The sequence below is a fragment of the Promicromonospora sp. NPDC050262 genome (genome assembly GCF_040655935.1).
Lineage (GTDB): Bacteria > Actinomycetota > Actinomycetes > Actinomycetales > Cellulomonadaceae > Promicromonospora.
Map to the genome: position 1 here is coordinate 25194 of NZ_JBFAKX010000014.1, position 20272 is coordinate 45465.

Annotated in this window: 18 protein-coding genes and 1 pseudogene; 7 read left to right on the forward strand and 12 right to left on the reverse strand. The window is 73.7% G+C overall.

From position 1 onward, the window contains the following. Positions 1-87 precede the first annotated feature (87 nt). Positions 88-549 (forward strand): thioesterase family protein, encoded by a 462-nt coding sequence (locus tag AB0I29_RS19810; RefSeq protein WP_357484704.1) that lies wholly within the window; start codon positions 88-90, stop codon positions 547-549. On the opposite strand, the gene AB0I29_RS19815 is transcribed toward AB0I29_RS19810, so the two are convergent. The 8 genes from AB0I29_RS19815 to AB0I29_RS19850 all read right to left on the reverse strand — a co-directional run bounded on the left by AB0I29_RS19815 (position 494) and on the right by AB0I29_RS19850 (position 8359). Beyond that, on the reverse strand, positions 494-2152 hold the full coding sequence (locus tag AB0I29_RS19815; protein ID WP_357484707.1) for an AMP-binding protein: 1659 nt from the start codon (positions 2150-2152) through the stop codon (positions 494-496). The two genes, AB0I29_RS19810 and AB0I29_RS19815, sit on opposite strands and share 56 nt — an antisense overlap. Then, complete coding sequence (locus tag AB0I29_RS19820) at positions 2149-3402, reverse strand: acyl-CoA dehydrogenase family protein (RefSeq protein ID WP_285106851.1); 1254 nt, start codon at positions 3400-3402, stop codon at positions 2149-2151. Before AB0I29_RS19820 ends, AB0I29_RS19815 begins: the two co-directional genes overlap by 4 nt. Continuing rightward, positions 3402-4520, reverse strand: a complete 1119-nt coding sequence (locus tag AB0I29_RS19825; protein WP_357484711.1) for a phosphotransferase family protein — start codon at positions 4518-4520, stop codon at positions 3402-3404. The genes AB0I29_RS19820 and AB0I29_RS19825 overlap by 1 nt, the downstream gene beginning before the upstream one ends. A 157-nt stretch (positions 4521-4677) precedes the next feature. Beyond that, on the reverse strand, positions 4678-5007 hold the full coding sequence (locus AB0I29_RS19830) for an ATP-binding cassette domain-containing protein (RefSeq protein ID WP_357484714.1): 330 nt from the start codon (positions 5005-5007) through the stop codon (positions 4678-4680). Positions 5008-5100: 93 nt separating this feature from the next. Continuing rightward, complete coding sequence (locus AB0I29_RS19835) at positions 5101-5871, reverse strand: glucose 1-dehydrogenase (RefSeq protein ID WP_357484717.1); 771 nt, start codon at positions 5869-5871, stop codon at positions 5101-5103. Continuing rightward, positions 5868-6890, reverse strand: a complete 1023-nt coding sequence (locus AB0I29_RS19840; RefSeq protein WP_357484720.1) for an NADPH:quinone oxidoreductase family protein — start codon at positions 6888-6890, stop codon at positions 5868-5870. Before AB0I29_RS19840 ends, AB0I29_RS19835 begins: the two co-directional genes overlap by 4 nt. Before the next feature lie 3 nt (positions 6891-6893). Further along, on the reverse strand, positions 6894-7496 hold the full coding sequence (locus AB0I29_RS19845; protein ID WP_357484723.1) for a TetR/AcrR family transcriptional regulator: 603 nt from the start codon (positions 7494-7496) through the stop codon (positions 6894-6896). Between the two features lie 38 nt (positions 7497-7534). Continuing rightward, entirely contained in the window at positions 7535-8359 is an 825-nt protein-coding gene (locus tag AB0I29_RS19850) for an SDR family oxidoreductase (protein WP_357484726.1), read from the reverse strand. 149 nt (positions 8360-8508) lie between these two features. Here AB0I29_RS19850 and AB0I29_RS19855 point away from each other — a divergent pair, with 149 nt between their 5' ends. The 3 genes from AB0I29_RS19855 to AB0I29_RS19865 are packed head-to-tail and all read left to right on the forward strand — an operon-like array spanning position 8509 to position 10263. Next, positions 8509-9138: a QsdR family transcriptional regulator gene (locus AB0I29_RS19855; protein ID WP_285106834.1), complete on the forward strand. Its 630-nt coding sequence runs from the start codon at positions 8509-8511 to the stop codon at positions 9136-9138. Positions 9139-9151: 13 nt separating this feature from the next. Further along, complete coding sequence (locus tag AB0I29_RS19860) at positions 9152-9688, forward strand: YbhB/YbcL family Raf kinase inhibitor-like protein (RefSeq protein WP_357484730.1); 537 nt, start codon at positions 9152-9154, stop codon at positions 9686-9688. Beyond that, positions 9685-10263, forward strand: coding sequence for a YbaK/EbsC family protein (locus tag AB0I29_RS19865; protein ID WP_285106831.1), 579 nt, complete (start codon positions 9685-9687; stop codon positions 10261-10263). The genes AB0I29_RS19860 and AB0I29_RS19865 overlap by 4 nt, the downstream gene beginning before the upstream one ends. Before the next feature lie 60 nt (positions 10264-10323). Here the strand turns inward: AB0I29_RS19865 and AB0I29_RS19870 are convergent, their stop codons facing one another. After that, the gene (locus AB0I29_RS19870) at positions 10324-11301 is read right to left on the reverse strand and encodes a siderophore-interacting protein (protein ID WP_357484735.1); all 978 of its coding nucleotides are present in this window, start codon (positions 11299-11301) and stop codon (positions 10324-10326) included. Positions 11302-11610: 309 nt separating this feature from the next. Here AB0I29_RS19870 and AB0I29_RS19875 point away from each other — a divergent pair, with 309 nt between their 5' ends. Both AB0I29_RS19875 and AB0I29_RS19880 read left to right on the forward strand, forming a co-directional pair. After that, positions 11611-12426, forward strand: a complete 816-nt coding sequence (locus tag AB0I29_RS19875) for an MHYT domain-containing protein (RefSeq protein WP_357484738.1) — start codon at positions 11611-11613, stop codon at positions 12424-12426. Between the two features lie 376 nt (positions 12427-12802). Then, positions 12803-14359, forward strand: a pseudogene (locus AB0I29_RS19880) (DUF222 domain-containing protein); the annotation flags it as partial. A 119-nt stretch (positions 14360-14478) separates the two neighbouring features. On the opposite strand, the gene AB0I29_RS19885 reads toward AB0I29_RS19880, so the two are convergent. Next, on the reverse strand, positions 14479-15321 hold the full coding sequence (locus AB0I29_RS19885) for an RNA methyltransferase (RefSeq protein ID WP_357484741.1): 843 nt from the start codon (positions 15319-15321) through the stop codon (positions 14479-14481). Between the two features lie 25 nt (positions 15322-15346). Next, positions 15347-16429 carry a DNA polymerase IV gene (locus AB0I29_RS19890; RefSeq protein WP_357484744.1) on the reverse strand — a complete coding sequence of 361 codons (1083 nt, stop codon included), beginning with the start codon at positions 16427-16429 and terminating at the stop codon, positions 15347-15349. A gap of 188 nt (positions 16430-16617) precedes the next feature. Here AB0I29_RS19890 and AB0I29_RS19895 point away from each other — a divergent pair, with 188 nt between their 5' ends. Further along, entirely contained in the window at positions 16618-17331 is a 714-nt protein-coding gene (locus tag AB0I29_RS19895; RefSeq protein WP_285106822.1) for a sigma-70 family RNA polymerase sigma factor, read from the forward strand. Here AB0I29_RS19895 and AB0I29_RS19900 read toward each other — a convergent pair. Next, entirely contained in the window at positions 17306-20218 is a 2913-nt protein-coding gene (locus AB0I29_RS19900; RefSeq protein WP_357484749.1) for a hypothetical protein, read from the reverse strand. The genes AB0I29_RS19895 and AB0I29_RS19900 overlap by 26 nt on opposite strands. Positions 20219-20272 lie beyond the last annotated feature (54 nt).

A 20272-nucleotide genomic window follows, 5' to 3' on the forward strand; every position in this document is an offset into this window, starting at 1 on the left:
CTCCGATCATCGTCGATCTGCATGTCCAGTATGCATCATTCTTGGGGATGTTGCACCGACCCCTGGGGGCCGGGCTACGCTGCCTCGATGGGCTATCGGCACCCCTTCCCGCTGCGCTGGAACGACAACGACCAGTACGGGCACATGAACAACACCGTCTACTACGAGGCCATGGACACGGCGGTGAACACCTGGCTCATCAGGCACACCGACCTGGACCCGGCGGGCGCCGTGATCGGGCTCGCCCGCGCCTCCTCGTGCGAGTTCCTCGCCCCGGCGTCGTTCCCCGAGGAGCTGGAGGTCGACGTCGCCGTCGGGCGCCTCGGGCGCACCTCGCTCACCTGGGACCTGGCGATCCTGCGCGCGGGCGCGCCCGACCGGAGCGAGGCGTACGCGACGGGCAGCTTCACGCACGTCTTCGTGGACCAGGCCGCGCGCCGACCCGTGCCGGTGCCGGACGTGATCCGCGCCGCGGTCGAGCACCACCTCGGCGTCACCCCTCCCGAGCCAGGTCCGGGGCCGAGTGCCGGGCCGTCAGCTCGCGCTTGAGCACCTTGCCGCTCGGGCCCAGCGGCAGGTCCGGGGAGACGTGCACCACGCGGGGGTACTTGTACGCCGCGACGTGCTCCTTCATGTACGCGACCACGGCGTCCGGGTCCACGTCGGCCCCGGAGGACGGCACGACGGCGGCGTGCACCTCCTGCCCGCGCGCGGCGTCGGGCACGCCGAACACCGCGGCCAGCGCGACCCCCGGGTAGCGGGCCAGCACCGCCTCGACCTCCGTGGGATACACGTTGTAGCCGTTGCGGATGATCATGTCCTTCTTGCGGTCCACGACCGTCACGATGCCGTCCGCGTCGACGGTGCCCAGGTCGCCGGTGCGGAACCACCCGTCCACGACGGCGGCCGCCGAGGCGTCCGGGCGGCCCAGGTACCCCTTCATCAGGTTGTGCCCGCGCACCACGATCTCGCCCAGCTCGCTCTGCTCCCCGGCCGCGGAGCCCGGCGCCGGGGCGGGCAGCAGCTCGACCCGGTCCTCCACCTCGGCCACCGCCACGGCCACGTCGACGCCCCACATGGGGCGGCCCACGGTCCCGGGCCGGATGGGTTCGGACGTCACGTTGAAGGTGCACGACGGCGACGTCTCGGTGAGCCCGTACCCCTCGTGCACCTGCGCGCCGTACGCCTCCTCGAACGCCTCCAGCAGCGCCACCGGCAGGGCCGCACCGCCGGAGACGGCGAACCGCAGCGGGGGCCGCGCCGCCGACCGGCGGGCCGCCTCGACCATGCCCGCGAAGTTGGTCGGCACGGCCGTGAACACGGTCGCGCCGTGCGCCACCAGCAGCTCCAGGGCCTCGTCCGGGTCGAACCGGGGCAGCAGCACGATCGACGCGCCGCGCCGGAACGCCATGTTGAGCACCGCCATCTGGCCGAACGAGTGGAAGAACGGCAGGCCGCCGTACACCACGTCGTCGGGCCGCAGGTCGAACGAGTCGATCAGGGAGCAGTGCACCTGCTCGACCATCGCCAGGTGCGAGCCCACCGCGCCCTTGGGCGTGCCCGTGGTGCCGCTCGTGTACAGGATGGTGGCCGCGGCCAGGGGGTTGACGCTCGCGTGCCGCTCGATCGGCGTGGCCGCGGCCGCCTCGTCCTCCAGCCGCCCCACCGGGGTGCCCTGGTCGGCGAGCCGGCGGGCGGCGTCCTGCGGCAGCAGCACGGTCAGCAGCGGCACGCCGGCCCGCGCGGCCGCGGGGGCGGCCTCCGCCAGCATCGGGGCGGCGACCACCACGACGTCGGCCCCCGCGTCCCGCAGCACGAACTCGATCTCGTCGGTGCGGAACAGCAGGTGCACCGGGACCACGACGGCGCCGAGCGCGAGGGTGGCGTAGTAGACGCGCGCGAAGTCGGGCACGTTCGGCACGATCATCGCCACGCGCGAGCCCGGCCCGATGCCCCGGGCCGCGAGCGCCCCCGCGTACGCGCGGGTCTGGTCCCAGAGGTCGCCGTAGCTGGTGGCCTGCCCCAGGAAGTACAGGGCGGGGCGGCCGGGGTACCGGCGGGCGGTCTCGGCGAGCATGCTCGCGACGGACAGGGTGCCGTAGCCGGGTCCGTCGACGGCGGGGTCGGGCGCGGCGGCGGGTGCTGGGGTCATGTCGGGTCTCCTTCGACGGTTGACGGGGCTGACGGGGTTGCGGAGGGCCGCGCCAGGTAGGGCGCGCGACGGCGGAGCTCGGCCCGGCCGAGGGAGGCGAGGTGCACCTCGTCGGGCCCGTCGGCCAGGCGCAGGGTGCGGACGCCGGCGAGCAGCTCGGCCAGGGGGTGGTCGCCGGAGACCCCGGCGGCGCCGAACACCTGGACGGCGCGGTCCAGGATCTGCCCGACGGCGCGGGGTACCGCGATCTTGATGGCCTGGATCTCGGTCATGGCGGCCTTGTTGCCGACGGTGTCCATGAGCCAGGCGGTCTTGAGCACGAGCAGGCGCAGCGACTCGATCTCGATGCGGGAGGTGGCGGCCCACTCGCGCACCACGCCCTGGTCGGCGAGCGGCCGGCCGAACGCGACCCGCTCGGCGGCGCGCTCGCGCACCAGGTCCAGCGCCCGCTCGGCCGTGCCGAGGGCGCGCATGCAGTGGTGGATGCGGCCGGGCCCGAGGCGGGCCTGGGCCATGGCGAACCCGTCGCCCTCGCCGCCCAGCAGCGCGGTGGCAGGCACGCGGACGTCGTCGAACACGATCTCGGCGTGGCCGCCGTGGTCGCGGTCGTCGTAGCCCAGCACGGTCAGGCCGCGCAGCACGGTGACGCCGGGGGTGTCGCGGGGCACGAGCACCATGGACTGCTGCCGGTGCCGGGGCGCGTCCGGGTCCGTCTTGCCCATCACGACCAGCAGCCCGCAGTCCGGGTTCATCGCGCCCGTGGCGAACCACTTGCGGCCGGTGATCACGTACTCGTCGCCCTCGCGCACGATGCGGGTGGCGATGTTCGTGGCGTCCGACGACGCGACGCCGGGCTCGGTCATGCAGAACGCCGACCGCTGCGCGCCGTCCAGCAACGGGTCGAGCCAGCGCTCGCGCTGCTCGGGTGTGGCGAAGTGGGCGAGCAGCTCCATGTTGCCGGTGTCGGGCGCGGCGCAGTTCATGGCGACGGGCGCGAGCCGGGGGCTGTACCCGGTCAGCTCGGCCACGGGGGCGTACTGCAGGTTGGTCAGGCCGCCGAACAGGTTCCACAGGCCCCGCTCGCGGGCCGTGGCCTGCAGGTGGCGCACGACGGGCCGGAACGACCAGTCGTCGGGGGTGGCCGCGAGCTGCGCGGCGAGCACGGGCTCGGCGGGCAGCACGTCGTCCGCCAGGAAGTCCCGGACCCGGCCGGTGACCTCCCGGGTCGTCTCGTCGGGTGCGAAGTCCATCAGGCTCCCCCTTCCGTGGTGGCGGGACGGGACGGGACGACGCCGCCGGTCGCGACGCCGAGCCGGGCCAGCCCCTCGGCGGCCAGCGGCGCCACCAGGGCGCCGATCGTGTCGAACCCGGCGCCGACGGTCTGGCCGCCGGTGAACCGGTAGTTGATGCCCTCGAGGATGACCGCGAGCTTGTAGCAGGCGAACGCCCGGTACCAGGCCAGGTCCGGCACGGCGATGCCGGCGCGGGCCGCGTAGGCGTCGATGACCTCGGCGAAGTCCGGGTAGCCCGCGCCGGGCACGATCGCCCCGGCGACGCCGACGACGCCGGCCGCCCGCGTCAGCTCGTGGATGTCCCAGTACATGCCGAGCATGCCCAGGTCCACGAGCGGGTCGCCGAGCGTGGCCATCTCCCAGTCCAGCACCGCCGCGACGTGGGGCGCGTCGGGCCGCCCGGCCACGAGCACGTTGTCGAGCCGGTAGTCGCCGTGCACGATGCCGGAGCGCGCCCCGTCGTCGGGCACCGCGTCCGCCAGCCGCTCCTGGAGGGTGTCCAGGAGCGGCTGGGGCCGCGACCTGGAGGCGTCGTACTGGCGCCGCCAGGTCTTGAGCTGACGGCCCAGGTACCCGGCGGGCCGGCCGAAGTCGGCCAGCCCGACCGCGACGGGGTCGGTGCCGTGCAGGTCCGCCAGCACCTCGGCCAGCTCGGTCGCGAGCCGGCCCAGGCCCGCGGGGGTCCAGGCCGCGTTGTCCTCGGGCCGGGCCAGGGCGGCGCCGGCCACGTACTCCATGACGAAGAACACGGTGCCCGTGACCTCGGCGGCGGCGGTGTCGTCCACCACCGCCACCGTGGGCGGCACCGGGATCGTCCCCGCCAGGGCGGTGATGACGCGGTGCTCGCGCCGCATGTCGTGCGCGCTGGACAGCACGTGCCCCAGCGGCGGGCGCCGCAGCACCAGCGGACGGGCGGCGCCGTCCACCCGGTAGGTGAGGTTGCTGCGGCCGCCGGGGACGAGGGTCGCCGTCAGCCCGGGGCCCGGGCCGGTGTCCGGACCCGCGAGCTCCGGGTGCTCCCTGGCCAGCCAGGCGGACAGGCCGACGACGTCCAGGCCGGGCAGCTCGTTCGTCATGGTTCCCCTTCCCTGCGGTGGTTCTGGTTCCGGTGCGGCGCCCTCGCCGGACCCCGGTCACTCGGTGACCGGGATGCCCTCGTTCTCCCCGGTGGCGGACGTGATCGCGAAGGCCACGTAGACGGACCGACGGTGAGGCGCTCGATCGTCAGGGTGCTCATGCCGTCTGCTCCGAGGCCCCGGTCCCGGCGGGCATGCCGAGGTAGGCCTCCTCGACGGCGGGGCCGCGGCGCACCTCGTCGGGCGTGCCGGCGGCGATGACGTGCCCGAAGTCGAGCACCACCACACGGTCGGCCACGTCCGTCACCAAGTCGACGTGGTGCTCGACCGGCAGCACGGAGCAGCCGGCGCCGGACACGTCGCGCACGGTTCCCGCGAGCCGGTCGATGTCCGCGGGACCGAGCCCGCCGGCGGGCTCGTCCAGGAGCAGCAGCCGCGGCCGGGTGACCAGGGCGCGGGCGAGCGCCACGCGCTTGCGCTCCGTCATCGGCACCTCTTCGTGTCGGATGGGTGGGTGAGAAACCAACCGGCCGGTTTGTTGGGGGCCCAGAACGCCGCCGCCGACCGGCCGGCGGCCGTCCTACCGGTGCGGTATCCCGCTGGTCATGCCGCCGTCCACCACGATCTCCTGGCCGGAGATCCACGCCGACGCCTCGCTCGCGAGGAACAGGATGGTCCCCGCCAGGTCGGCGGGCACCCCCGGCCGGCCGAGCGGGATCACCAGCGCGTCGGGGTCGATCCGTGCGCTCATCTCGGTCAGGACCAGGCCGGGGTGCACCGAGTTGACCCGGATCCCGTCCTTGCCCAGCTCCACGGCGAGCGACTTGGTCAGGCCCCGCACCGCGAACTTGGAGGCGGTGTACCCGTGCAGGCTCCAGCTCCCGCGCAGCCCCTCCACCGAGGAGATGTTGATGATCGAGCCGCGCCCCGCCGCCTTCATCGTGGGCACCACCGCCCGGCAGCCCAGGAACACGCCCGTGGCGTTGACCGCCATCACGGCGTTCCACTTGGCGAGCGTGAAGTGCTCGATCGGGGCCGCGTTGGCGATGCCCGCGTTGTTGACCAGCACGTCCACGCCGCCGAGCTCGTCGACCACCTGGCCCACGACCCGTTCCCACGCGTCCTCGTCGGTCACGTCCAGGTGCGCGAACCCGGCCCGCTCCCCCAGCTCCTCGGCCAGCGCCCGGCCCGCGGCGTCCAGCACGTCGGTGATCACCACGTGCGCGCCGGCGTCGTGCAGGATCCGCACGTACGCCTCGCCGATGCCGCGCGCCGCGCCCGTCACGAGGGCGACCCGGCCGGTCAGGTCGTACAGCGCGGCGACGGTCGGGCCCGCCCCCGGGGCCGTCATGCCGCCACCTCCCCGTCGCCGACCACCGCGTCGTCGGCCACCCGGACCACGAGCCGCCCCGTCGTCGCGCCGCCCGCCAGCCGCGCCACCACGGCGGGCGCCTGGCCGAACCCGACCACGTCGCCCAGCGCCGGGCGTAGCACACCGGTCGCGGCGAGCCGCTCCAGCTCGGTGTGCGCGACGTCCACGAGGTCGGGCCGCCGCTGCTGGTAGAGCGCCCAGTGCAGGCCGAGCACCCCGTAGTTCTTCACCAGGGCGAGGTCGGCCCGGACCTTCGGCAGCCCCCCGCTCGCGAACCCGACCACCACGATCCGCCCCTCGAACGCCAGGCAGCGCGTGGAGCGCTCGAACGACTCGCCGCCCACGGGGTCGAACACCACGTCGACACCGCCGCGCAGCGCGCCGACCCAGTCGTCGTCGCGCAGGAACACCTCGTCCGCGCCCGCGGCGCGGGCCGCGGCCACCTTCTCCGGGCTGCCCACCACCCCGACCACGCGCGCGCCGGCCGCAGCGCCGAGCTGGCACGCGGCCGTGCCCACGCCGCCCGCGGCGGCGTGCACCAGCAGCGTCTCGCCCGCCCGCAGGCCGGCCCGCCGGTGCAGCCCGAACCACGCCGTCTGGTAAGCGATCGTCAGCGCGGCGGCCTGGGCGTCGTCCAGCGCCGACGGCGCCGCGTGCACCGCCTGGGCCGGGACCGTCGCGTACTGCGCCAGCACCCCGATCTTCGAGCCGACGACGCGGTCGCCCACCCGCAGCCGCTCGCCCTCGGCCACGCCGGGCCCGAGCGCCACGACGTCGCCGCACAGCTCGATGCCCGGCACGAACGGCAGCTCGGGCCGCTCCTGGTACTCGCCGCGCGCCAGCAGGACGTCGGGGAAGTTCACCGCCACGGCCCGCACCCGGACCAGTACCTCGCCCGGTCCGGGCTCGGGCACCGGTACGTCGTGCAGCTCCATCACCTGCTCGGGCTCCCCGTGGGAGACCACGCGCCACGCCTTCATCGCCGTGGGTGGGTTCACGTCTCAGTCCTTCCTGCTGCTGTGTCTGATGCCGCGCAGGAACAGCTCCGTGAGCTGCTCCGCCACCTCGGCGGTGGTCTCGGGCCCCGTGGGCGAGTACCACTGGGGCAGGTAGTGCACGTCGGAGAAGAAGTTGGCGATGAGCACCGCGGTGGGCACGTCGTCGCGGAACACGCCCTCCTTGATCCCGCGCTCCAGCAGCGCCTGGAAGTCGTCGTGGTACGCCCGACGGCGCCGCTTGACCTCCGCCTGCCGCTCCGGCGCGAGCATGTGCTGGCTGCGGGTGAACACGGTGCCCTCGGGCAGCAGCTCGATCGAGGTGGTCACCACGTCCTCGCAGACGGCGCGCAGCACCTGCTCCACGTCGTCGCCTCGCTCCTCGCCCGCCGCGACGAGCTGGTCGAGCCGCGCCTTCTGCAGCGACAGCATCCGCTCGTAGATCGCGAACAGCAGGTCGTCCTTGGAGGCGAAGTAGTGGTACATGGCGCCCTTGGTGACGCCCGCGGCGGCGACGATCTGCTGGACGCTCGTGGTCGCGTAGCCCTGCGAGGCGAAGAGGTCGAGGGCGGCCCGCAGGACCTGGTCGTGGACGTTCGTGGTGCGCATGGGCACATCCTTCACCGCGAGCGCCGTCGCCGGGCGGCTCACCACGCCGCCCGCACGCTCGCCCCGCCGTCGACCAGCAGGGTCTGGCCGGTGACCCAGGCGGCGTCGTCGGACAGGAGGAAGGCGGCGGGCCCGGCCACGTCGTCCGGCTCCCCGAGCCGCCGCAACGGGTAGGCGCGCGCCGCCTCCTCCTCGCGACCCTCGTACAGGGCGCGCGCGAGCCGCGTCCTCACGACGGCGGGCGCGAGCGCGTTGACCCGCGTGGCCGGGGCGAGCTCGTCCGAGAGCTGCACCGTCAGGTTGATCAGGGCCGCCTTCGAGACGCCGTAGAAGCCGATGTTCGTGGCCGACGTCGTGCCCGCCAGCGACGCCATGTTGACGACGGAGCGCAGGGCGGACCCAGCCGTCGCCCCCGCGGCCGCGACCGCCTCCCGCGTCCACTCCAGCGCCGCGATCACGTTCACCTCGAGGATCTTGCGGGCCACGCCCGTCTCCAGCCCCGCGAGCGGCCCGTAGGCGGGGCTGATCCCGGCGTTGTTCACCAGGTGGTCCAGCCGCCCGAAGCGCTCGATCGTCCGCGCGATGGCCTCGGCGCGGTGCTCGGCGTCGTCCGCCTTGCCCGCCACGCCCAGGGCGCGGTCCGCACCGAGCCCGGCCACCGCCTCGGCCAGCGTGTCGGCGGAGCGGCCGGTGAGCACCACCCGGCCGCCCTCGGCCACGATCCGGCGGGCGATCGCGAGCCCGATCCCCCGGCTCGCCCCGGTGACGAGCGCGACGCGGCCCGCGAACCTGCGCCCGGTCCCACCCTCGGGACCGTACCCGGCCTCGCTCCCGGACCCCTCGGCGACGTCGTCGTCAGCCACGCGCACCTCCGTACCGTCTGGTCGGTTTGCATGGGGACCGTAGCACGCCCCGACGCCCGGGGATAGGGTGCTGTTCAGAGAGGGATGTCCCGTATGCATCATTCTGCATTGTGTTGCACGGGACGCCGGTCCAGCGGTTGGATGACCTGATGACGACCACGACGTCGAGCATCGCGACGGTCGGGCTGCAGGCGGCGCCGAGCCGGCTGTCCGCCCGGCTGGCCACGCACCCCGAGGCGCAGCGGGTGCTCGACCTGGCGCGGGACACCTTCATCGAGGGCTACCGCATCGACATGGGCCCGCTGGCCACGCAGCTCGGCGTGGACCGCACGTCGGTGTTCCGCTGGGTCGGCAACCGGGACGCCCTGCTGTCCGAGGTGCTGTGGTCGCTCGCCGTGCCCACGCTGGTGCAGGCGGAGCACGCGACCGAGCACCTGACCGGCGCCGAGCGGCTCGCGGACCTGCTGACCACGTTCGCGCACGACCTGATCGTGGCCGACTACTTCCGCGCGTTCCTGCGCCGCGAGCCGGCCCGCTCCCTGCGCCTGCTCACCACGGCGGACAGCCCGATCCAGCGCCGTTTCGTCGCGACCGTCGAGTGGCTCGTGGTCCGCGACCTGGGCGACGAGCCGTTCGGCGGCACCATCACGCCGGAGGAGCTGGCCTACCTGCTGGTGCGGGTCTCGGAGTCGCTCACCTACGCGGACCTCATCACCGGCGACGAGCCCAGCCCGGCGCGAGCCCGCACGGCGTTCCGCCACCTGCTCCGTGTCACCTGACAGAGTGAGCCCCATGGATTTCACTCGTCCCTACCCGCCGGACCCGTACACGCTGCTGCCCGCGCCCGCCGTCTTCGAGCTGAAGAGCACCGACCTGATCGACGGTGAGCGCATGCCGGACGCGCACGCCGCGCACGACCGGAACATCTCCCCCGCGCTGGAGTGGAGCGGCTACCCCGAGGGCACCAGGTCGTTCGTCGTGACCTGCTACGACCCGGACGCGCCGACGCCGATGGGCTACCACCACTGGACCGTGGGCGACCTGCCGGCCGACGTGACGTCGCTGGAGACCGGCGCGGGCGCACCCGACGGCTCAGGGCTGCCCGCCGGAGCGTTCCAGACCCGCAGCGACGGCCACACCCCGGGCTTCGAGGGCGCGGGCCCGCCACCCGGCGACCACCCGCACCGGTACATCTTCGCCGTGCACGCGCTGGACGTGGCGCCCGGCGAGCTCGGCCTGGGGCCGGACAGCACCAACGCGCAGGTGGCGTTCAACGTGTACTTCCACCTGCTGGGCCGCGCCACGCTGACGGCGACGTACAGCCGATGAGCGACAACGCCACCCTGCCGACCCTGGGCGACCTCGCCTGGGCGCCCGCGCTCGACCACCCGGAGCTCCTCGCCGAGCCCGTCCGCGCGGCGCTGGCCGCCTGGGCCGCCGCCGACGAGCGGGTCGCCAACCAGGTCGCGGTCACCGAGATCGACCCGGACCACGCCGACACCGCGACGCTCAACGAGCTGCACGACCTGCCGCCGGAGGCCTCGGCCAACTGCGTGCTGGTGGCCGGCAAGCGGGCCGAGGAGGAGCGCATCGCGGCCTGCGTGGTGCCCGCCAGCACGTTCGCCGACGTCAACAAGCGCGTGCGCAAGCTGCTCGACGTCCGCAAGGCGTCGTTCCTGCCGACCGACCGCGCGGTGGCCGACTCCGGCATGGAGTACGGCGGCATCACGCCAGTGGGCCTGCCGGAGCACTACCGCGTGCTCGTCGACTCCCGGTTCACGCAGGACGGCACCATGGCGCTGATGGGGTCCGGCGTGCGGCGCTCCAAGCTGCTCATGCCCGGGCCGCTGCTCTGCGTCATGCCGGGCGTCGAGGTGGTCGAGGACCTGGGCGTCCTGCGCTGAGCCCACGAACCGCGTCGACCGGCACGGTCGACGCGGTTCGTGGGCTCGTACGCCGCGGGATCAGTTCTCCGCGCGGCCCTTGCGCCAGTAGCCCATGAACGCCACGGACTTGCGGTCCACCTGGCACTCGTTGACGAGGTACCGGCGCAGCGTCTTGATGACGCCCGCCTCACCCGCGAGCCACGCGTACAGCACGGTGTCCTGCGCCAGGGGGCGGCCCGCCTCGTCGACCGGCACCTCCCAGAGGATGCCCGTGTCGATGTCGACGTCGTCCGCCTCGCCGGACAGGTCCACGCCGGCGGCGGTCAGCGCGGGCGAGGTGTCCGACGACGGCCGCACACCCATCGCGAGCAGCCGGTCGGCGGCGGCCTGGACGGCCGGGACCAGCACGTCGCCGTGCTCGCGCCCGTCGCGGGCCAGCCAGTGCACGCGCACACCCTCGGGCGCGCCGAGCTGCCAGCCGTCCTCGGGGTGGGGCACCTCGAGGAAGACCTCGCCCACGGCGTCCCCGGGGAGGGACTCGCAGATGGCGGCGATGGCGGGCACCGCGGTCTCGTCACCGGCCAGCAGCAGCGCGTGGCTGGAGGCCGGCGGGGCGAACTCGACGCCGCCGTGCACGCCGTCGTACTCCGCGTTGGGACCCATGATGACCAGGGGGTCGCCGGCGGCCGCCGTCAGTGCCCAGCGGGACGCGGGACCGGTGTCACCGTGCATCACGACGTCGACGTCGACCTCGCGCAGGTTCTGCCGCACGGTGCGGACCGTGTAGGTGCGCATCGGGTTGCGGTGCTCGTCGGGGAGCATGCGCCAGGCGGCGTACCAGTCGGGGTCGTCGCGGCGCAGGGCGTCCCAGCCGCCCTGGGGCGACGGGAGGAGCAGCTTGATGCGCTGGTCGCGGCCGTTGTCCGCGAACTTGTCCAGGTCCGGGCCCGTGAAGGTGAAGCGAACGAAGGACGGGCACAGGCGCGTCACGCGCGCGACCTGGACATCGAACATTCGCGAGGGCTTGACGTCGAGCCCCTCGGTCTTGGTGGTCACGACGGTGAGCCTAACCTAACTTTGCCGGGCCTGTTCCGCCCCCTCCGGAGCGTGGGACGGGACCTGCGTCACACCGGCGGCGCGACGTCGGCGAGGAACGGAATCCCAGGGAAATGCTGCGCCCCGCGGCGCGAAAAGATCACCCCTTCGTCGGTGAAATTAACCCTGTACAAACAGTGCATGTCGTCCCATAGACCCGCTAACTTGGCGACGATCCGAACCGCTTCGATGTCCGTGCGACATCCCTGCGACGTCCTCGAGCGACGGCGGGTCGCACCCCCCTCACTGCACTCGCTGGAGAACGACATCATGATCGACCACTTCGCGCTGGGCTGGGTCACCCCCGTCCTCTCGTTCCTGCTCTCGTGCGCCGGCTGCGCCGTCGGCCTGACCTGTACGGCCCGCGCCCGCGTGGCCCATGGATTCGCAAGCGTCGCCTGGCTCGGCCTCGGCGCGATCTCCATCGGCGGCACGGGCATCTGGGTGATGCACTTCGTCGCCATGCTCGGCTTCTACGTGCGCGGCACCGAGACCCGCTTCGACGTACCGCTCACGCTGGCGAGCGGCCTGCTCGCCATCGTCGTCGTGGGCCTCGGCCTCTTCATCGTCCGCACCGCGGGCGTCGGGCCGGTCGCCCTGGTCGCGGGCGGCCTGATCACCGGCCTGGGCATCGCCGCCATGCACTACCTCGGCATGCGCGCCCTGCACGTGGGCGTCGAGATCACCTACGACATCCCGACCGTCATCGCATCGGTGATCATCGGAGTGGTCGCCGCGACCGCGGGCCTCTGGCTCTCGGCGAAGGTGCGCAACTTCGCCGCCGGCGCGGGCGCGACGGTGATCATGGGCCTCGCCGTCTCCGGCATGCACTACACGGGCATGGCGGCCATGCGGGCCGAGGAGACCGACGCGATCATGCCGATCGACACCGGCATCGGTGTGGGAGCGCTCCTAGGCCCGCTCATCATCGGCGTCACGGTCAGCACGATCATGATGCTCCTGGTCGTCGGGCTGGCGCCCAGCCCCCAGGAGATGGAGGCGCAGGAGAAGTTCAAGGGCTGGCAGGGCCGCCAGGACGAGCTCCAGCGCGAGACCGCCGCGCCCCGCCGGTCCCAGCTGCTCTGAGCCGGCGCGGCGGCGTCGAGGGAGTCGACGCCGCCCGCCGTCGGGCTTGCGCACCACCAGGCCCACCACCTCGATGTGGCATGTGTCCACGGGTCTGCGAGCAAGGCGGGTATCGGGTTTCCGCTGTTGGCAGACGGGGTCGGTTCGGCGAGCGGTTCGAACGCGCGTGTCATAGGTTGATGGCATGACGCGGCCGAGGGTGGTTCCGGTACTGGTGGGCGATGAGTCGCCCGTCGGTTCGGTGCTGCCCTTGGATCCGGCAGAGCTGGTCGGGGAGAAGCCGGGCGTGGTCGGTGACATCTCAAGGGCCGGGGTTGTCAATGGCGCGGCGGTGGATGCTGCCGGTGTGCGGGAGGTGCGTCGGGCGTTGGCGGGCATGATCCTGCCAAGGACCACTGACAGCGGTGCGGGTACCGAGGCTGGCCCAGGTGGAAGCGGGCCGCGGGCGCAGGCGGAGTGGGTGGATCTGCTTGGTGAGTTGGAGGCGTTGAAGAACGCGGTCACGGCGACGCAGGCGAGGTTGGCCGTGGTGTTGGATGAGGCCACACGGGCCGAAGAGGCAGCGCAGGGCATCCGGTCCGAACGCAGGGGTCGTGGGGTGCCGAACCAGGTCGGTGCTGCGTTGCGGGTGAGCCCGCACGCGGGTGCCGGGTTCCTGGGCACGGCCCGGGTGTGGGTCACGCAGATGCCGCACACCTTCTCGGCCCTGGAGGCGGGGGTGTTGTCGCCGTGGCGGGCCACCCTGCTCGTGCGGGAGACGTCCCACCTGACGGTGGAGCACCGCGCGCTGATCGATGAGGAGATCTGCGGACCGGCCGGTCTGGCGGAGCTGGCCTGGATGGGCACGCGCCGCCTGGTCGCCCGGATCAAGGAGCTGGCCGCCCGGTTGGATGTGCACGCGTGCGTGAAGCGCAACGCGAGGGCGGTCACTGAGCGGCGGGTGTCGGTGCGTCCGGCCCCGGACCTGATGGTCTACCTCACGGCCCTGGTCCCGATGGCTGAGGGTGTGCAGGCCTACGCCCAGCTGAAGGCTCACGCCGAGACGACCAAGACGGCCGGGGACGAACGTGGGGTCGGGCAGATCATGGCCGACACCCTGATCGAACGCGTCACCGCCCGTCAGCCTGGCCACGCGGGTGATATGCCGGTCACGATCAACCTGCTCGTCTCCGACCAGACCCTGCTGGCCGGTGGTAACGAGCCCGGTGTGGTGCTGGAGGGCGCTCCGGCGGGTGTGGGTACGGTCCCGGCGCCGGTCGCCCGCCACCTGGCGGCGCATGCGATCGAGACCGACACCGCGTGGCTGCGATCGATCTACGTCAACCCGCACGGTCGCCTGGCGGCGACGACGCCGACGTCCCGGTTCCATCCGATGGGTCTGGCCGCCGTTCTCCGGGCGAGGGAACAAGGGATCTGCGCTACGACGTGGTGTGACGCCCCGATCCGGCACCTGGACCACGTCACCCCGTTTGTGGAGGGCGGACCAACCAGCCTCGACAACGGGCACGGCTTGTGTGCCCGGTGCAACTATGCGAAGCAGGCACCGGGCTGGCGGCAGAAGACCACCCAGGTCTACGGCCGCGACGCGGTGGAGACGGTGACGCCGACGGGGCACACGTATGTCTCGGTCGCGCCCACACCACCCGCACCGGTAACGACCGGCAATGCAACACCGGCTCGTGATGCGCTGGTTCGCACCACAGTCCGCGACACGACCGTGGTTCGCGCCGCCGCAATCCTGCCCGCTGAAGCAGCGGCGACCGGCCCCACCCGACCCGCCTACGGCCAGGCACCCGCCCCCAAACAACCCACCACCCCGGCCTGGACCCCCGCGGTCGGCATGACGGGTCCGAGCACCGGCCGCACACCCCGCAGCCGCTACCAGATCGGCTGCCACACCGACCCCCGCAACGGCCCGATCCCCTACCAGCCAAGGCAGCGGCCAGAATCACGGCCACGACGCAGCCCGAGCCTTGTCGAGGTGGGCGAGCCGTCTGGGTCGATCGAGAACGTCCGCTCCACGATCCGGACCGAGTCCTCCTCGACGAGGAGTCAGTGCCCGTCGTCCGGCACGCGCGTCGCCCATGCGGCTACAGCAACGGCCGATGCGACGTTCAGCGAGTCCACTCCCCCGGACATGGGGATCCGAACGGTCAGGTCGCAGTTGGCGATCGTGCTGGCTTTCAGGCCGTCGCCTTCCGTGCCGAGCACCAGCGCAAGCTTCTCGGGAGGATTCGCCACCAGGTCATCCAACGAGATCGAGTCGTCCTCCAGCGCCAGGGCGGCCACCGTGAAGCCGCGATCGTGCAGCGTCTCGATGCCGCCCGGCCAAGGATCGATCCTTGTCCACGGGATCTGGAACACGGTGCCCATCGAGACCCTGACGGCACGCCGGTACAAGGGGTCCGCACAGCTCGGCGTGAAGAGCACGGCATCGACGCCCAGGGCCGCGCACGCACGCATGGCAGCCCCGACGTTGGTGTGGTCGACGATGTCCTCGAGGATCACCACCCGCCGCGCGCCTGCCCCGCCCCGCGCCCCCGCGAGCAGCTCGTGCACGCCCGCCAGCGGCGGCCGGTGCATCGCGGCCAGGGCGCCGCGGTGCAGATGGAAACCCGTGATCTCCTTGAGCAGCGGCTCCTCGGCGACGTAGACGGGGGCGCCGGACCGAGCGATCACCTCGCTCATCGAGTCGAGCCACTTGGGCGCCATGAGGAACGAGCGCGGCCGGTGCCCCGCCGCGAGCGCCCGCCGGATCACGGTCGAGCTCTCGGCGATGTACAGCCCCTTGGCCGGCTCGTGCTTGGAGCGCAGGACCACGTCCGTGAGGCTGTTGTAGTCGGCCAGGCGCTCGTCGGCGGGGTCGTCGATGCGGACGACGTCGAGGGTGGTCACCGACCCATTCTCCCTGACGGTCCGGTCAGATCCGCCCGCGGACGGGGGTCCGCTCGACAGGGTCGCCGTCGTCGGGCATCACCATCTCGGCGCGGACGCCGAGCAGGCGTACCTCGCGGCCCGGCTCCATGTCCTCCGCGAGGGCGAGGACGGCGGCGGTCAGCTCCTCGAGCGACCGGGTCGGGGCCGGGAGCTTCTTCGAGCGGTCCCGGGTGAAGAAGGGCGCGTAGCGCACCTTGAGGCCCACCCGGAAGACGGGCCGGTCCTCCGCCTCGGTGTCGGCGTGCACCTGCGTGACCAGGTCCCGCAGCGCCGCCTCCACCTGCTCGGGCGTGGTGAGGTTGCGCTGGTAGGTGGTCTCGCGGCTGTGCCCGCGCGCCACCCAGGGCGTGTCGTCGACGACGGCGGAGCCGCGCCCCCGGCCCAGGTCGCCGTACCAGGCGCCCATGCGCGGCCCGAACTCGGCGACCAGCGCGTCGCCGTCGGCCGCGGCCAGGTGCGCGACGGTCTGAATGCCGTGGGCCGCGAGGCGCTTGGACACCTTCGGCCCGACGCCCCACAGGTCGATGGTGGGCCGCCGGCCCATCACGTCGAACCAGCTCTGCTCGGTGAGGCGGAAGATGCCCGCGGGCTTGCCGAACCCGGTGGCGATCTTCGCGCGGATCTTGTTGTCGCCGATGCCGACCGAGCAGTGCAGGCCGGTGGCGTCGAGGACCGCCTCCTGCACCTGGCGGGCGACCGCCTCCGGGTCGTCCGCGTCGCAGCCGAGGAACGCCTCGTCCCAGCCGAGCACCTCGACCGCCGTGCCGAGCCCGCGGAGGGTGTCCATCACGTGCCCGGAGGCCTCGAGGTAGGCCTCGTGGTCGACGGGCAGGATGATCGCGTCCGGCACCTTGCGGGCCGCGACCCGCAGCGGCATGCCCGACCCGACGCCGAGCTCCCGCGCCTCGTACGACGCGGTGGAGACCACCGCCCGCTCCGTCGGGTCGCCGCGGCCGCCCACGATGACCCGTCGCCCGGCGAGCTCCGGGCGCCGCAGGATCTCGACCGCGACCAGGAACTGGTCGAGGTCGACGTGCAACACCCAGCGGAAGGCGCGCGGGCCCATGGCACGAGTCTCCTTGAGCGGGCCCGGGCTGTCCTGCCTGGAACGCGTGTTGCCGCGCGGCAGCCGGCTGGCACACCGTTATCATCCCGTTATCTCTCACAGCGAAACTCTCCCCTCTTCCCTCGGAGCACCAAGACTCCATATTCTCCGGGCAAGGAAAGTTCGTCTCACTCAACAGGAGAGCTGCGATGAGAACTACCAGGAACTCCCGGTCTCCCCGCTCGCGCCGCGGCAAGGAACCCGCCCCGCACCCGGCGTTGCCGCAGTCCTACGCGGCAATGATCGAGCGCACGCCGTCGCTGGACGATGCGCAGCTGGAGTCCCTCCTCGAGCGAGCAGTCGCCGGAGCGGACGCCGCGCGCACTCTCGACGCCACCGCGGTCTCCCCGAGCCTGCGCGCACAGCTCGAGACCAGGGTCAAGGACGGGCAATACGCGAAGGAGCGTCTCGTCCTCGCCCACCTCCGCCTCGTCCCGGCCATCGCCGGCTCCTACGCGGGCCGCCTGCCGTTCATGGACCTCGTGCAAGAGGGTAACGTCGGCCTGGTTCGCGCCGCCGACTCGTACGACCCCGCGCACGGCACGTTCGCCGCGTACGCCCACCGCTGGGTACGCCGCTCGATCGTCCGCGCCGTCGCCGCCGCCGAGCAGGCCGAGCGCACGAGCGGGCCCACCCCCGAGCAGAACCTGCTGCGCCGCCGCGTCCGGCAGGCCCTGGCCCACCTCGACGCCGTCGAGGCCCGGGTCCTGGAGATGCGCTTCGGCCTCCTGGACGGCACCACGCGCACCCTCGACGAGATCAGCCGCCGTCTCGGCGTGACCAAGGAGCGCGTGGCGCAGATCCTCGAGTCCGCGCTGGCCCGGCTCCGCGACGTCGTCAGCCCGGCTCCCCTCGCTGCGTGACCGCCGGCTGGGCACCCGACTGCCCGGCCGGCGTCAGCCGCCTCAACCGATCGATCACCTCGCCCAGCGCCTCGTGGTACGCCCACGACGCCGGGTACCCCGAGTGCGCCGCCACGGCGAAGAGATAGGCCGACCGGTCCATCTCCTCCGCGCCGCGGTCGACGTCGTTCTCCCCGTAGCCCATCACCGGGAAGCCCAGGAAGTCGGTGCGCCGCCACAGGTTCACCCACGCGGGCTTCTTCGCACCGCAGGTCAGCAGCGACAGCAGCGTGACCTGTTCCCCCGAACCGGGCTCGGGGCCCTCCGGCGTCAACGGCGCCGCCGGAACGGCCCCGGGTCCGGAACCTGCGGCCCGCTCCGCGTGCGCGGCGGCCTCGACCTGCCCGCCCCACGGGTCCGCCGACCAGGCCGGGCCGGTGCTCCGCGGCAGGCCGGTCGTCGTCGGCCCCAGGAGGTCGGGGAAGAACCGGCCGAAGAACGGCCGCAGCTGCACGCCGTAGGTCAGCAGGCCGAGACGCCCGTCCGCGCTGTCGGACGGGCGGCCGGACGGGGTGTCGGACGCGGCGTCGGTCACCGGGTTGCCCGCCCGGATCAGGATGACAGCGGCCGCCAGCACGCCGCCCATCGAGTGCCCCGACAGCACCACGCGGCGCTCGGGGGCCACCCGCGCGCGCTCGGCGTCGTCGGCGATGTCGGCGCCGGTGAGCCAGGCGTCCACGCGTGAGCGCACCTCGGGCACCACGCGCTCGGCGTAGCTCGGCGGGCCGAACGGGTGGGCGCTGCGCGGCAGGAAGCACAGGAGGTCCCACAGCAGCCCCCACGGGCGGCCCGGGACGCCGCCCGAGGCGCCCGCCAGCGCGCTGGCCACCAGCGTCACCGCGAGCACCCCGAGCGCCGGCACCGCCAGCGACGACAGCCACTGCGGCACCCGGACGGCCCCGGTGCCGTCGTGCTGGGCGATCAGCGGGATGTGGGCCACCAGGGCCGCGACGTAGCACGCGGCAGCCAGGGCACCGACGGCCAGCTCCACCCGGTGCGACATCGCCGCGACCTGCCGGCCCCGCAGCACGCGCTCCAGCACGGGGTTGGCTCCGCCGTCGGGGTCCGGGGCGTCGGCGACCGCCCGCCAGGCGGGCACCGCCGGACCGTACGGCGGCCCGAGGGTGTTCGGCGCGCCCGGGATCCAGAGCGCCCGCGAGCGCAGGGTGTCGATGACGTACGGCCCGGCCGCCGCCACGACCAGCAGCACCACGAACACGAGCGCGATCACCACGGACGCCGTGCCGAACTCGGTGTAGACCGGCGGGACCCGCACGAGGTCGGGGTCGGGCACGGTGCGCGCGACGCCGACCAGGCCGCCGCCGAGCGGTTCCGGCGCCGGGTGCTCGCCGCTGCGCAGGGCCCACTGCACGCCGAGCACCAGCAGGCTGGAGTACACGGTCGCCGCCGCGACGGAGACCAGCAGGAACACGCCCGGCCCGGCGCCGTTCCAGCCCTCGGCGGCCCGGCGCCGCAGCAGCATCGCGGCCAGCACGACCGCCACGGGGCTCAGCACGGCGACCAGCGCGACGGCCACGAGCAGGTGGCGCAGCACCGGGCCCGGCTGGGTGACCAGCACGACACCGACGCACGCGGTGGCGACCACCGGCACGACCGTCCACGCCGCGACGGCCCGGGTGCTGCGCGCGGTGCGCCACGCGAGGCCCGTCGCGGCGATGCCGCCCATGCCGACGCCGAGCAGCGCGGGCACCAGGTCCAGGCCGATCAGGGCGGGCATCCGCCCCGGCTGCGGCCCGGCGACGCAGGCGGCGCACGCCAGCAGCCAGACCAGCAGCCCGGCGGCGAACACGGCGAGCCCGGCCCGGCCCTTCCAGCGCGGGGTGACCGCCTGGACGCCGTCGTCGTCGGTGCGCAGGGCGACGAACCCGCACGCCCCCAGGATCACGACCAGGGCCGCCAGGGGCAGGGCCGGGGCCGGCAGGCCGGCGTCGGCGTAGCGCGTCCAGGTGAGGTACTGCCCCGTCAGGGCGAGCGCCGCGCCCAGGTGCGCCCACAGCAGGCCCGAGCCCGAGCGCTGCGACCAGAAGCCCGCGCGGTGCAGCGGCGGGCCCGACGGCGGCACGGTGCGCCCGGCGCGCATCACCGAGAACTTCGACTCGAACCGGACCTGGCCGCCGTGCGCCACGGCCACGAGCACCGCGACCAGCAGCACCGGGGCGAGGGACAGGAGCGCCAGTCGGTCGCCGACGTCCAGCCGGGCCAGGCCGTACAGGGCGTCGGGGATGCGGGCGCAGACGGGGACCACGGCGTCGGGACCGGGGGTGGCCAGCCCGATGCACCGCGTGCCGATCACGGACATCGCCACCGTCGCGACGGCCGAGACGAACAGCAGCGTCAGCCCGAGCGAAAACACGCGGGTCAGGGCGGCCGTCGGGTCCGGGCGCAGGCTGCCCGTCGGCGTGTCGCGCGCCGCGGGCCGGTGCGCCGCAGGAGCCGGGGCCGGGATGCGACGGGCCCAGTACGCGGCGTTCACCAGGCCGAACGGGACCATCGCCGCCCACAGCAGGCGCACCGCGACCGTCCCCACGACGCCCAGCAGGCCACCGAACGGCAGGCCGCCGAGGCGCGCCATCGCGCCCCACGAGTACGCCTCGCGGCGCACGTCGGGCCGGATCGCATGGACGTCGCCGGGCGGGAGCGCCCGGTCCCGCGCCTCGGCGTCCGGCGTGGGCACCCAGAAGCTGCCCAGGCCGTCGCCGTCGGACTGCGTCACCTCGTCCCGGGGCAGGCCGAGCGCCCCGTACGGCAGCGTGTTCGCGATGCCGTGGATCCGCAGCTCGAGGATGCGTGGCGGGGTACCGGGCCGGGTTCCGGGCGCGCTGTCCATAGCGCCCCAACGTAGGGGTGCCCGACGTCGCCGGGCGTGCCGCCACGCGCGGCC